Genomic DNA, 12,641 nt, shown 5'->3' with positions numbered 1-12,641 from the left:
GCAGTCCGCGGCGGAAGAAGTGAGAGGAATCGCATGCAGCTGATCGTACTACGTCCGGATGGTCTTTGTGCGCGTCTTCCGTTGTGGGGCGTGGCGCTGGCGGGCGCCCTGCTCATGCTGCTGGTGATGGCGGCGGTTGTGACCGCCTACCTGGCGGGGCAAAGCCAGCGCGAGGTGGTCAGGATCCCGGTCGCCAACACGCTGGATCCGGTCGTGGTGGAGACGGCTGAACGCGAGGCAGCACGTGAAGGTTTGAATTACCTGGTGGACCGTGTGGTCGCGCTGGAACGCCAGCTGACGCGGGTGGATCTGCGCCTCCGCTCGGTTGGCGACTCCCTGGGGCTGGACGTGGCCGCGTTGGAGCCGGAAGTTGGCGGCCAGGGCGGCCCGCTGCTGGACGGACCGGGTTCTCCGCTGGAGATCCATGACCGCTTGCTGGCGCTGGAGCACCTGCTGGGTCGTCGCAGCGCCGCCGTGGAGACGGTAGGTTCCGAGCTACGCCAGGAGGCGGCTCGCGAGGCCCTGTCCCCGCAGTTTCGCCCGGTGGAGGATGACGCCTGGATTAGCTCGGCGTTTGGTTATCGCGAAGACCCGTTCACCGGGAACCGCCGCTTCCACTCGGGGATGGATTTTGCCGGGCGGCCCGGCTCGGACATCCGCGCCGCGGGCGGCGGCCTGGTGGTATTCGCGGGCCGCCGGAGCAGCTACGGCAAGCTCGTCGAGATCGCGCACGGCGGCGGCTTGAATACGCGCTACGCGCACAACGCGGAAATCCTGGTCGAGCCCGGGCAGCGCGTGGAGGCTGGCGAGGTGATCGCGAAGATGGGGCGCACCGGTCGCGCGACCGATACCCACCTGCACTACGAGGTGGTCGACGCCGGCCAGGCCCTGAATCCCTATCATTTTCTCCAGGATCGGGACTGACCCTCCGCGGTCCTTCTCGGCCCCGCAGGGGCATGACCGGCTGCGCGTCTCTTCTACGCGGGTGGGCCACTGGCCACAGCGTTTCCCTGGCGGATCGTTTATCCTAGCCGGGTTTCAGCCAACCCTTTCGGATCCCCATGGTCAAGCAGCTCGTACAGAAGATATTCGGTAGTCGCAACGATCGCATCCTCAAGCGCTACACCCGCGCGGTGGAGCGCATCAATGCCCTGGCCGACTCCACCGAGGCGTTGTCGCAGGACGAGCTGCGTCACAAGACACAGGAATTCCAGCGCCGCCTGGGCGAGGGCGAGAATCTGGAGAAGCTCCTGCCGGAGGCCTTCGCGGTCTGTCGCGCGATGAGTGCCCAGGTCCTGGGGCTGCGCCACTTCGACGTCCAGTTGATCGGCGGTATGGTTCTCAACGACGGTCGCATTGCCGAGATGCGCACCGGTGAGGGCAAGACCCTGGTCGCGACCCTGCCTGCCTATCTCAATGCATTGGCCGGCGACGGCGTGCATGTGGTGACGGTGAACGACTACCTGGCCCGCCGCGATGCGGCCTGGATGGGGCGGCTCTACCACGCATTGGGTCTGACGGTCGGCGTGGTCAATAGCTCCGGCGGTCTGGGGGTGGATTCCGCCTCCTATCTCTTTGACCCGGAGTATCACGCAGAAGAAGGCGGGTTCGATCAGATGCGTCCGGCGACCCGGCGCGAGGCCTATGCCGCCGATATTACCTACGGCACGAACAACGAGTTCGGCTTCGACTATCTGCGCGACAACATGGCCTTCTCGGCCGATCAGCGCGTGCAGCGCGCACTCAACTTTGCGGTGGTCGACGAGGTCGACTCCATCCTCATTGACGAGGCGCGGACCCCGCTGATCATCTCCGGCCCCAGCGGCGACAGCTCCGAGCTCTACGAACGGCTGAACACCATCCCGGCCCAGCTGACCCGTCAGGAAGACGAGGAGAGCGAGGGTGACTACTTCGTCGACGAGAAGGCCAAGCAGGTCTTCCTCAGCGAGGAGGGTCACGAGAAGGCCGAGGAACTCCTGCGCCAGGCCGGCTTGCTGGAGGAGTACCAGACCCTGTACGACTCTGCGAGCATCGCGGTACTGCATCACCTGAATGCGGCCCTGCGTGCCCACGCGCTGTTCCACCGCGACGTCGACTATCTGGTACGCGACAACAAGGTCCAGATCATCGACGAGTTTACCGGCCGCATCATGGGTGGCCGGCGCTGGTCGGAGGGACTGCACCAGGCGATCGAGGCCAAGGAAGGGGTTCCGATCCAGCGCGAGAATCAGACGCTGGCGTCGATCACCTTCCAGAACTATTTCCGCCTGTACGAGAAGCTCGCAGGCATGACCGGTACGGCCGATACCGAGGCCTACGAGTTCCAGACCATCTATGGCCTGGAAGTGGTCGTGATCCCCGGCAACAAGCCGCTGGTGCGCGACGACATGCAGGACTTGGTCTTCCTGACCCAGGAGGAGAAGTACACCGCCATCATCAAGGAGATCCAGTGGTGCGTGGATCGCGGTCAACCGGTCCTGGTGGGGACGGCCTCGGTGGAGAGTTCCGAGCGGCTGGCTGAAGCGCTGAAGAAGACCGGGATCTCGTTCGAGGTGTTGAACGCCAAGCAGCATGAGCGCGAGGCCGCGATCATCGCCCAGGCGGGGCGCCCGAAGGCGGTGACGCTGGCAACCAACATGGCCGGCCGTGGTACCGATATCGTGCTGGGGGGGGCGCTGGATGCCGAACTGGCCGAAGTCGACCCGGACGACACTGCCCAGCAGGAGGCGATCCGGACCGACTGGCAGGAGCGCCATGACACGGTGATCGAGGCCGGTGGTCTGCACATCATTGGCTCCGAACGCCATGAGTCGCGGCGGATCGACAACCAGTTGCGCGGGCGCTCCGGCCGCCAGGGTGACGCGGGCTCCAGCCGCTTCTTCCTGTCGCTGGAAGACAACCTGATGCGGGTGTTTGCATCCGAGCGTGTGCGCAGCCTGATGCAACGCCTGGGCATGAAGGAGGGCGAGGCGATCGAGAACGCCTGGGTCTCGCGCGCCATCGAGAACGCGCAGCGCAAGGTCGAGGCGCATAACTTCGATATCCGCAAGCAGCTGCTGGAATACGACGACGTCGCCAATGATCAGCGCCGGGTGATCTACGACCAGCGTGCCGAATTGCTGACCACCGAGGACATCAGCGAAACCATCGACACCTTGGTGGAGGATGTGGTCAACGCCCTGATCAACCCGTACATGCCGCCGGGATCGATCGAGGACGAATGGGACATCCAGGGCCTGCAGCAGGCCCTGAACGGCGAGTTCGGGCTCGACCTTCCGGTCCAGCAGTGGCTGGACGACGAGGACGACCTGCACGAGGAGCCGTTGCGCGAGCGGATCATCGGGCATGCCCGCGCGCTGCTGACCCGGAAGCGCGAGCAGCTGGGTGACGAGACCATGAACCGCCTGCAGCGCGACGTGATGCTGCAGGTCCTGGACAGCCAGTGGAAGGAACACCTGGCGGCGATGGACTACCTGCGCCAGGGCATCGGGCTGCGCGGCTACGCCCAGCGCAATCCGAAGCAGGAGTACAAGAAGGAAGCCTTCGCGATGTTCCAGTCCCTGCTGGAACGCATCAAGCACGACGTGGTGAAATTCCTGCTGCGCATGCAATTGCGCTCACCGGAGGAGGTCGAGGCATTGCAGCCGAAGAAGGCGGCCCTCGCCGAGGATGATCTGCAGTTCCAGCACCAGAACCCCGACAGCCCCCTGAAGGCTGGAGCCGAAGGCGACGCCGAGCCGCGCGAACCGGTTGCGAGCGGCGAGGCCCCCTACCGACGCGACGAGCCCAAGCTGGGCCGCAACGAGCCCTGCTGGTGTGGCTCGGGCAAGAAGTTCAAGCACTGCCACGGCAAGCTGTAGGGAGACACTGAGCCCATGGCCGTAGGACTGACCGCCCCGGAGGCGCTGCAACCGGTACCGGGGATTCGCGTGGCCGCGGTCGCGGCAGGGATTCGCTATCCCGGGCGCGACGATCTGGTATTGATCGATGCCGGCCCCGATGCGACCGTTGCGGCGCTTTATACCAACAATGCCTTTCGCGCCGCGCCGGTCGTGGTTGCCGCGGAGCACCAGGCAGCGGGCGGGGCACGCTGGCTGCTGATCAACGCCGGTAATGCCAATGCCGGGACCGGCGAGCCCGGGCTCGCCGCCGCGCGCGCCTGCTGCGAGGCCCTGGCCGCGGTTACGGGCGGCCCGGCGGAGGCAGTCCTGCCATTTTCCACCGGGGTGATTGGCGAGCCGCTGCCGGTGGAACGCATCATCGCGGCGCTGCCCGTGCTGCACGCGGGCCTGGCGCCCAATGCCTGGATGCAGGCGGGACGCGCGATCATGACCACTGACACCGTGCTCAAGGGTGTCAGCCGTCGGGTCGCACTGTCGCAGGGCGAGGTGACCCTGACCGGTATCGCCAAGGGTTCGGGGATGATCCACCCCGACATGGCGACCATGCTGGCGTTTATCGGGACCGACCTTGCCATCGAGGCGCAGGCGCTGGACGGTCTGCTGCGCGAGGCCAATCGCGACAGCTTCAACGCGATCACCGTGGACGGGGATACCTCCACAAACGACGCCGTGGCGGTGATGGCCAGTGGCGCGAGTGGGGCGGGGCTCGTCACAGCGGACGACCGGGTCGCCTTTGCCGCGGCTCTGGACGCGGTCTGCCTGGAGCTGGCCCAGGCGATCGTCCGGGATGGCGAGGGTGCCACCAAGTTCGTGACCGTCGAGGTGGTGGGTGCGCGGTCGCGTGAGGAGGCGGCGCAGGTCGCCGAGACCGTCGCGCTGTCCCCGCTGGTCAAGACTGCGCTGTTCGCCTCCGATCCCAATTGGGGCCGCATCCTCGCCGCCGTGGGGCGCGCCGGGGTGCCGGATCTGGAGATCGAGCGCGTGGCGATCCGTGTGAATGACGTCGAGATTGTCCGCGACGGCGGGCGTGCCCCGGAATACGCCGAGGCCGCCGGCCAGCGTGCCTTCGACGCCGAGGAGATCCACATCCGGATCGATCTGGGCCGGGGTGACGCACGGACGCGCAAGTACACCTGCGACTTCTCCCACGAGTACGTGCGCATCAATGCCGAATACCGGTCCTGAGCCGGCGTCTTCCCCTCCGGTCGAGGTCGCGATCGGACTGATCCGCGACAACCAGGGTCGCGTGCTGGTTACGCGTCGCAGGGACGCACAACACCTGGCCGGGCTGTGGGAGTTTCCCGGGGGCAAGGTCGAGAGCGGCGAATCCCCCACGGTGGCCCTGCAGCGCGAACTCGACGAGGAGCTTGGCATCGGCGTCGATTCGGCGGTGCAGTGTCTGACGATCGAGCACGATTATGGGGAGCGCGCGGTTCGTCTGCATGTGTTCCGCGTCACGGCCTGGTCGGGTGCGCCCCGTGGCCGCGAGGCCCAGCCTATGGCGTGGCGTGTCCCGGTGGACCTGGACCCCGCAGATTTCCCGGCGGCGAATCGCGCGATGCTCAACGTCTTGCGCCTGCCCGAGCGTTATCTGATCACACCGTCACCGGACGACGCCGCGCAGGCCGCTGCCATCGCCGGCCGAGTAACCCAGGCCCTGCGTGCGGGCCAGGCTGACATGGTTCAGGTGCGTGCGCCGGACTTGGGCCGGGTCGACTATTGCGACTTTCTCGCGGCGATCACAGGGCCCGCCGATGCCCTGGGCATCCCGGTCCTGGCGAATGCGCCACCGGATTGGCTGGCGGATTTTCCGCGGGTGGGGTTGCATCTGCCCGAGCGGCGTTGGCGCGAGCTGGATGCGCGTCCGGCGTCCGCTGGCTGGGTGGCCGCCTCGGTTCACGACCGTGCCGGTCTCGAGCGGGCGGCGGCCCTGGGGCTGGATTTCGTGGTGCTGGGGCCGGTGCAGGCGACCGCGACGCATCCCGGTGCCGAGGCGCTGGGCTGGGGGCATTTCGCGGACTGGGTGCGGGGTGCGGCGCTGCCGGTCTATGCGCTCGGCGGGATGTCTGCCGTCAGCCTGCCCCGGGCGCGGGCGGCCGGGGCGCAGGGTATTGCGGCCATTCGGGGCTTGCTGGGCTGAATCCGGGCCTCCCAGGCGCCCAGGGCCCTGCCTCAGATCGCGCAGCAGCAGAGCCGGAACGGCACGTCGACATGGGCCGGTGCGGGGCGTTCGCGGAAATCGCCGGGGGCGAAGAAACGCACAGTGAAGCGCTGGCGCCCGCCGCTGATTTCCGGGTAGACCCCCAGAGCGGGGTCTATCGTCACCCGGATCAGTTGCCACGCGTGGGCGGTATCGAGATTGCGCTCGAAGTACCCGTCCTCGGCCGTCACCGGCTCCGCGTTGCCCGAGTGGCGCATGTAGCGCAGTACCTGGGCGGTCGCCTCGGCCACGGTGTTCAGCGGTTGGAACCATTCCAGCAGAAGTTCGGTGCGCGCCTGGTTCGGCTGGGCCAGCCAGTAGTGGTAGATCGGCAGGTCGAAGTCGAACGCCCCGCCGGGCAGGGCCATGCGCTGGCGCACGCTGGAGAAAAACTCGCTGCCGCGCACGCGGTGATCGAGCGCGCCGGCCTGTTCCTCCAGGGCATCGTGCAGCCGCTTCTGTGCATCCATGGTCTCGCGAAAGCGATCGGCATCGATGCCCGGCTGGTTGGCCAGTCGGGTCAGGTTGACCGTCTGGCGCTCGATCTCGCCCATCAGTTCGCGCTTGATGTCTACCCGGGTGACCAGGGCATAGATGTCCACCAGCGAGACCAGGGCCTCGTGATGATCGAAGGCCCGCCCGGACTCCAGTGCATCCCCGAAGCGTGCGTTCAGGGCCTCCAGCCGCAGCAGGAGGCGTACACGTTCATGCAGCGGTTGTTCAAAGGTCAGGGATTGGCTCACGACGGACCCGTTGGGCAGGAGGACTGGAGGCGCATGCTGGTCCAGGAATTTCCGCAGTATCAGCTATTCGGGGGGCGGTTTTCCACCCGCGAGCGGATGGTGGTGGCCAGCTCGCGCAGGGCAGTGTCGCGTTCTGCTACCTGGTTCGCCAGTTCGGCATCGGACATCTGTTCGGTATTGAGGATCTCGCTGTCCCCGCGTCGGCGGCGCTCGTCCGGGTTCATCTGGACCTCGAGGATGGCCTCCACCTCGGCGCTGCTGCGGCCATCCCGCTGGGTCACGCGTGCGATCTGTTCGCCGGGCTCGCAATGGACCACGATGACGTGATCGAAACGCGCCTCCCAGCCGGCCTCGAACAGCAGGGGCACCACGATCACGGCATAGGGTGTGGTCTCTGGTAGCGCGGCCAGGCGTTGTTCGATAGCGGCCTCCACCGCCGGGTGAACCAGTGCCTCCAGGGCCTGGCGTTCGGCCGGGTCGGTAAAGATCCGGGTGCGCAAGGCGCCGCGGTCCAGGTGGCCACGGGCATCGAGTATGCCGGGGCCAAAGCGGTCCACGATGGCCGCGTAGAGATCGTGTCCCGGCGTCTGGAGTTCGCGGTTCAGGGTGTCGGCATCCAGTACCGGTGCCCCGAGGCTGGCGAAGAGCCCTGCAACGCGACTCTTGCCGCAGCCGATCCCCCCGGTGAGTCCGACCCGCAGCATGACGTTCGCCTAAAACCCTTGCGGGAAGTAGAGGGCCAGCAGCTCGTCGCCCCAGATCAGGGCGAGCCACCCGGCGGCGGCGAGAAAGGGTCCGAACGGGATCGGGATGTTGCGATCGCGCCCGCGCAGCAGGATCAGCGCGATCCCGACCACCGCGCCGACCAGTGAGGCCAGTAGCAGGATGATCGGCAGCGCCTGCCAGCCGAGCCACGCGCCCAGCGCCGCCAGCAGTTTGAAGTCACCGAAGCCCATGCCCTCCTTGCCGGTCAGCAGGCGGAAGCCGTGGAAGATCAGCCACAAGGTCAGGTAACCGGCCGCAGCACCGATCACGGCGGATTGCAGGTCGGTGAAGGTACCGGGGATGTTGACCAGCAGCCCGAGCCACAAAAGCGGCAGGGTGAGCTGATCGGGGAGTAGCGTCGTACGGGCATCGATCCCGGAGGCGGCGATCAGTACGGCCGTGAAGACCAGCGCCAGCAGCCCGGCGCTACCGGGGCCCAGGTGCCAGACCGTTACCACGAAGAGCAGCGCGGTGAGTGCCTCCACTGCGGGATACTGCCAGCTGATGCGGGTGCCACACCCGGGGCAGCGACCGCGCAGGAACAGGAAGCTGAGAACGGGCACATTTTCCAGCGCCCGGATCGGGCGCTGGCATTGCGGGCAGCGCGAGCGCGGGCGGATCAGGTCGAATCGCTCGCGCTCGTCGTTCGGCGCGTGCTCGAGGATCGCGCGCGCCTCGGTCTCCCACTCGCGTTCCAGCATCACCGGGAGGCGCGCGATCACCACGTTCAGGAAGCTGCCGATCAGCAGCCCGAACACCCCGGCAACCGGCAGTGCCCAGCCGCCCAGTTGGGCTCCGATCTCGGCCAGCATCCCCTAGATCACCTGACCCATCTGGAAGATGGGCAGGTACATGGCGATGACCAGGCCGCCGACCAGCACGCCGAGGACCACCATGATCAGCGGTTCCAGCAGGCTGGACAGGCTGTCCACGGCGTTGTCGACCTCTTCCTCGTAGAAATCCGCGACTTTCGACAGCATTGAATCCAGCGAGCCGGACTCCTCGCCAATCGCGACCATCTGCACCACCATGTTGGGGAACACGGCGGTATTGCGCATGGACCACTGCAATTGGCCGCCGGCCTCGGTCTCGTCGCGCATGCGCAGAGTGGCTTCTCGGTAGACGGCGTTGCCGGTGGCGCCGGAGACCGAGGTCAGGGCATCCACCAGCGGGACCCCGGCGGAGAACATGGTCGACAGCGTTCGCGCAAAGCGGGCGATGGCGGCCTTGCGCAGGATCGGGCCAAAAGCCGGGGCCTTGAGGACCATGATGTCGAGGAAACGGGCGAAGCGTGGCAGCCGCCGCCGGGCCTGAACGAAGACGAACCCGATGGCGACCATGACCCCGAGGATGGCCCACCACCAGCTCTGGGTGAACTCCGAGAGGTCGACCACCATGCGGGTGAATACGGGGAGGTCGGCACCGAAGCCGGTAAACAAGGCCTCGAACTGCGGGACCACGTAGATCAGCAGGATCGCGGTCACCACGATGGCCACCACGACCACCGCGGCCGGATAGAACAGGGCCTTCTTGATCTTGCCCTTCAGGGCCTCGGTCTTTTCCTTGTAGGTGGCGACCTTGTCCAGCAGGGTCTCGAGTGTCCCCGCCTGCTCGCCGGCCTCGACCAGATTGGTGACCAGGTCGTCGAAATGTCTCGGGTGCTTGGACAGGGCCTGGGCAAACGTCTCGCCGCCCTCGACGTCTGCCTTCAGTTTCAGGACCAGATCGCGCATCGCGGGCTTCTCGTTCCCGCGGCCGACGATCTCGAAGGCCTGCACCAGTGGCACGCCGGACTCCAGCATCGTGGTCATCTGGCGCAGGAAGTAGGCGATGTCCGCGGGGACGACCTTCTTCTTTCCGCCGGAGAGAAGCGACTTTGGCTTCTTGCGGATCTTGATGACGTTGATGCCATTCTTGCGCAGCTCGGCACGGGCCGTGGCCTCGTTGTCGGCCGGAGTCTCGCCCTTGATCCGGGCGCCGTTCTTGTTCAGTCCTTCCCAGGTGTAGATCGTCCCGGAGTCGGCCATCCCCCTGTCCCCCTGTAGCTGGTGACCCGTGCCGGTTGCGGCACTAGTCCTTGGTCACGCGATTGACTTCCTCGAGGCTGGTCAGCCCCGCCATTACTTTCACGAGGCCGGCGCGTCGCAGGTCCTCGATGCCTTCCTTTTCCGCTTGTTCCGCGAGCTGCATGGAGTTGTAACCCTCCAGGATGCCGCGCTGCATGTCGTCGCTGATGGGCATGACCTGGTAGATCCCCAGCCGGCCCTTGTAGCCGTTGGTGCATTGGTCGCAGCCCACCGCGCGATAGGAGACCACACCGGTCTGGATGTCGGCGTCGGTAAAGCCTTCCTTGCGCAGCGCCTCTTCCGGGAGCTTTTCCGGTTCCTTGCAGTTCGGGCACAACCGCCGCGCCAGCCGCTGGGCAATGATCAGCAGGATCGAGGAGGCGATGTTGTACGGTGGCACGCCCATGTTGGCCAGACGGGTGAGCGTCTGCGGGGCGTCGTTGGTATGCAGCGTGGAAAGCACAAGGTGACCGGTCTGGGCCGCCTTGATGGAGATCTCGGCGGTTTCCAGGTCGCGGATTTCGCCAACCATGATCACGTCCGGGTCCTGGCGCAGGAACGCGCGCAGCGCGCTGGCAAAGGTCAGACCCACCTTCGGGTTGATGTTGACCTGGTTGACCCCGGGCATATTGATTTCCGACGGGTCTTCCGCAGTGGAGATGTTGCGGTCGGCGGTGTTCAGGATGCCGAGCCCGGTGTACAGCGACACGGTCTTCCCCGACCCGGTGGGGCCAGTGACCAGGATCATGCCGTACGGGCGGCTGAGCGCCTTGAGGTAGGCTTCCTTCTGATGTTCCTCGTACCCCAGCTGATCGATGCCCATCGCCGCGCTGCTGGGATCCAGGATGCGCATCACGATCTTCTCGCCGTAAAGCGTCGGCAGGGACGAGACACGAAAATCGATCGCGCGGGTGCGCGACAGCTTCAGCTTGATGCGCCCGTCCTGCGGCACGCGGCGTTCGGCGATGTCCATGCGCGACATCACCTTGACGCGCGCAGTGATGCGCGGCGCCAGGGAATTGGGTGGGTGGGCGACCTCGTGCAGCACTCCGTCAATGCGGAAGCGCACGCGGAAGTCCTTCTCGAAGGGCTCGAGATGGATATCCGACGCCTTGCGATTGATGGCGTCCATCAGGACCTTGTTGACGAAGCGCACCACCGGGGCGTCATCTGCGCCCTCGGCGGTGTCGGAGGGATCCTTGTCATCCTCCCCGCCGGATTCGATCGCCAGCCCGTCGAGGCCGTCGTCGCCAAGGTCGTCCATCAGGGACGAAGTGGCACTCAGTGCCGTGTCGATCAGGCGGTCGAGCTTGTGTGGCTCGACCAGGACGGCCTCGACGGGCATGCCGGTGGCGAACTTGAACTCGTCGGTGGCGCCCAGGTTGGTCGGGTCGGAGACGCCGATGTAGAGGCGATTGCCGCGTGCCATCAGTGGCAGGGCGTGGTGCTTCTGGATCAGCTTCTCGTTGAGGTGATCCTTGGGCAGCAGTTCCGCATCGAAGCTCCCCAGGTCGAATACCGGGAGTCCGAACTCCTCGGCGGCAGCCTCGACCAGGCGGGCTTCCGCCACCTGGCCCTTGCTGGCCAGCAGGGTCATCAGCGGCGTCTGCTGGGACTGGGCTTCCTCGACCAGCTGGGAGGCGATGTCCTCCGCGATCAGGCCGGCCTCGACCAGGCGCTTCGCCAGCCCGGGTAGCCGCGGTGCCGTAGTGGTATTCGCCATGGGCCTCTGCGTATACAAACCTAGTGATGGGCCACACTCTACGTGCGTCCGCGGCGGAAGGGAAACGCGCTGCCAGGCAGCGAGAGCCCCTTGCTGAGCTCCGATCATAGGAATCAACCCTGCAAATGACAAGGCTGTTGTTCGCCCCCCTTGAGGGGTAATTCAGCGGGTGCTTGACGCTGTGCTTCGCGCTGGTTCAGAATACGCGGCTTGATCGAGGAGGGATACCCAAGCGGTCAACGGGGGCAGACTGTAAATCTGCTGGCTCAGCCTTCGGAGGTTCGAATCCTCCTCCCTCCACCATCGGGTTTTTCAAGCCAGCGGCCAGAAGCGGACGGTGGTGCGGCAAGCCAGGGTTCTGCGGGTGTAGTTCAATGGTAGAACCTCAGCCTTCCAAGCTGATGATGTGGGTTCGATCCCCATCACCCGCTCCAGATTTGGCCCGCACGATGTCGGGCGAGGCCCTGGCGGTAGTTCGGCTCATGTAGCTCAGTCGGTAGAGCACTTCCTTGGTAAGGAAGAGGTCACCGGTTCGAATCCGGTCATGAGCTCCATATTAATGTCAGCGTACAACCTGCGTCGCTGTTGAGTTTTAGCGTCACGATCCGGGGAAGCGAGAGATGTCCAAGGAAAAGTTCGAGCGTAAGAAGCCGCATGTGAATGTGGGTACGATTGGTCATGTGGACCATGGGAAAACGACGCTGACGGCGGCGATGACGGCGGTGCTGGGTAAGAAGTACGGGAGTGAAGCCCGTGCATTTGACCAGATCGACAACGCGCCGGAAGAGAAGGCCCGCGGTATTACGATTGCGACCGCGCACGTCGAGTACGAATCCGACCTTCGTCACTATGCGCACGTTGATTGCCCCGGTCACGCGGACTACGTGAAGAACATGATCACGGGTGCGGCGCAGATGGATGGCGCGATCCTGGTGGTGTCGGCGGCCGATGGCCCGATGCCGCAGACCCGCGAGCACATCCTGCTGGCGCGTCAGGTCGGTGTTCCGTACATCGTGGTGTTCCTGAACAAGGCCGACATGGTCGATGATCCGGAGCTACTGGAGCTGGTCGAGATGGAAGTACGCGACCTGCTGTCCTCGTACGACTTCCCGGGTGACGACACCCCGGTCATCACCGGTTCCGCGCTGAAGGCGCTGGAAGGTGACGAGAGCGAAGTGGGCGCCCCGGCGATCTACAAGCTGGTCGAGGCGATGGACACCTGGATTCCGGAGCCGGAGCGTG

The 12,641-nt window shown here is 65.8% G+C and carries 10 protein-coding genes and 3 tRNA genes; 8 read left to right on the top strand and 5 right to left on the bottom strand.

Going from position 1 to position 12,641, the window contains the following annotated elements:
• Window positions 1-33: 33 nt before the first annotated feature.
• From D575_RS0103145 to D575_RS0103130, 4 genes are all read left to right on the top strand, one after another.
• Complete coding sequence (locus tag D575_RS0103145; RefSeq protein ID WP_026182028.1) at window positions 34-924, top strand: M23 family metallopeptidase; 891 nt, start codon at window positions 34-36, stop codon at window positions 922-924.
• A 137-nt stretch (window positions 925-1,061) separates the two neighbouring features.
• Window positions 1,062-3,860 carry a preprotein translocase subunit SecA gene (secA, locus tag D575_RS0103140; RefSeq protein WP_018144456.1) on the top strand — a complete coding sequence of 933 codons (2,799 nt, stop codon included), beginning with the start codon at window positions 1,062-1,064 and terminating at the stop codon, window positions 3,858-3,860.
• Window positions 3,861-3,875: 15 nt separating this feature from the next.
• The gene (argJ, locus tag D575_RS0103135; RefSeq protein ID WP_018144455.1) at window positions 3,876-5,087 is read left to right on the top strand and encodes a bifunctional glutamate N-acetyltransferase/amino-acid acetyltransferase ArgJ; all 1,212 of its coding nucleotides are present in this window, start codon (window positions 3,876-3,878) and stop codon (window positions 5,085-5,087) included.
• A complete protein-coding gene (locus D575_RS0103130) occupies window positions 5,068-6,042 on the top strand; it encodes a Nudix family hydrolase (protein ID WP_018144454.1) in 975 nt (324 codons plus the stop codon). The genes argJ and D575_RS0103130 overlap by 20 nt, the downstream gene beginning before the upstream one ends.
• A 32-nt stretch (window positions 6,043-6,074) precedes the next feature.
• On the opposite strand, the gene zapD is transcribed toward D575_RS0103130, so the two are convergent.
• The 5 genes from zapD to pilB are packed head-to-tail and all read right to left on the bottom strand — an operon-like array spanning window position 6,075 to window position 11,399.
• Entirely contained in the window at window positions 6,075-6,845 is a 771-nt protein-coding gene (zapD, locus tag D575_RS0103125) for a cell division protein ZapD (RefSeq protein ID WP_018144453.1), read from the bottom strand.
• Window positions 6,846-6,904: 59 nt separating this feature from the next.
• Window positions 6,905-7,549, bottom strand: coding sequence for a dephospho-CoA kinase (coaE, locus tag D575_RS0103120; protein WP_018144452.1), 645 nt, complete (start codon window positions 7,547-7,549; stop codon window positions 6,905-6,907).
• A gap of 9 nt (window positions 7,550-7,558) precedes the next feature.
• Entirely contained in the window at window positions 7,559-8,422 is an 864-nt protein-coding gene (locus D575_RS0103115) for an A24 family peptidase (protein WP_018144451.1), read from the bottom strand.
• Window positions 8,423-8,425: 3 nt separating this feature from the next.
• Window positions 8,426-9,637, bottom strand: a complete 1,212-nt coding sequence (locus D575_RS0103110; protein ID WP_018144450.1) for a type II secretion system F family protein — start codon at window positions 9,635-9,637, stop codon at window positions 8,426-8,428.
• 43 nt (window positions 9,638-9,680) lie between these two features.
• Window positions 9,681-11,399, bottom strand: coding sequence for a type IV-A pilus assembly ATPase PilB (gene pilB / locus D575_RS0103105; protein WP_018144449.1), 1,719 nt, complete (start codon window positions 11,397-11,399; stop codon window positions 9,681-9,683).
• A 218-nt stretch (window positions 11,400-11,617) separates the two neighbouring features.
• Between pilB and D575_RS0103100 the strand changes: the two genes are divergently transcribed.
• The 4 genes from D575_RS0103100 to D575_RS0103085 all read left to right on the top strand — a co-directional run.
• Window positions 11,618-11,702: transfer RNA gene (locus D575_RS0103100), tRNA-Tyr, on the top strand.
• Between the two features lie 57 nt (window positions 11,703-11,759).
• A tRNA-Gly gene (locus D575_RS0103095) sits at window positions 11,760-11,833 on the top strand.
• Window positions 11,834-11,877: 44 nt separating this feature from the next.
• Window positions 11,878-11,953: transfer RNA gene (locus D575_RS0103090), tRNA-Thr, on the top strand.
• Window positions 11,954-12,019: 66 nt separating this feature from the next.
• Window positions 12,020-12,641 (top strand): GTP-binding protein (locus tag D575_RS0103085; protein ID WP_018144448.1); only part of this gene is annotated, 622 nt, incomplete at its 3' end.

This window comes from Thioalkalivibrio sp. AKL6 (assembly GCF_000376905.1).
In the GTDB taxonomy this organism is placed as follows: Bacteria; Pseudomonadota; Gammaproteobacteria; order Ectothiorhodospirales; family Ectothiorhodospiraceae; genus Thioalkalivibrio; species Thioalkalivibrio versutus.
This window is presented reverse-complemented; position numbering and strand designations above follow the sequence as displayed.

Excerpts from the sequence above, each read along its gene's own strand:
- D575_RS0103130 (WP_018144454.1), top strand. The coding sequence starts at position 5,068 with ATGCCGAATACCGGTCCTGAGCCGGCGTCTTCCCCTCCGGTCGAGGTC.
- D575_RS0103110 (WP_018144450.1), bottom strand. The coding sequence starts at position 9,637 with ATGGCCGACTCCGGGACGATCTACACCTGGGAAGGACTGAACAAGAAC.
- secA (WP_018144456.1), top strand. The coding sequence starts at position 1,062 with ATGGTCAAGCAGCTCGTACAGAAGATATTCGGTAGTCGCAACGATCGC.
- D575_RS0103145 (WP_026182028.1), top strand. The coding sequence starts at position 34 with ATGCAGCTGATCGTACTACGTCCGGATGGTCTTTGTGCGCGTCTTCCG.
- coaE (WP_018144452.1), bottom strand. The coding sequence starts at position 7,549 with ATGCTGCGGGTCGGACTCACCGGGGGGATCGGCTGCGGCAAGAGTCGC.
- pilB (WP_018144449.1), bottom strand. The coding sequence starts at position 11,399 with ATGGCGAATACCACTACGGCACCGCGGCTACCCGGGCTGGCGAAGCGC.
- D575_RS0103115 (WP_018144451.1), bottom strand. The coding sequence starts at position 8,422 with ATGCTGGCCGAGATCGGAGCCCAACTGGGCGGCTGGGCACTGCCGGTT.
- argJ (WP_018144455.1), top strand. The coding sequence starts at position 3,876 with ATGGCCGTAGGACTGACCGCCCCGGAGGCGCTGCAACCGGTACCGGGG.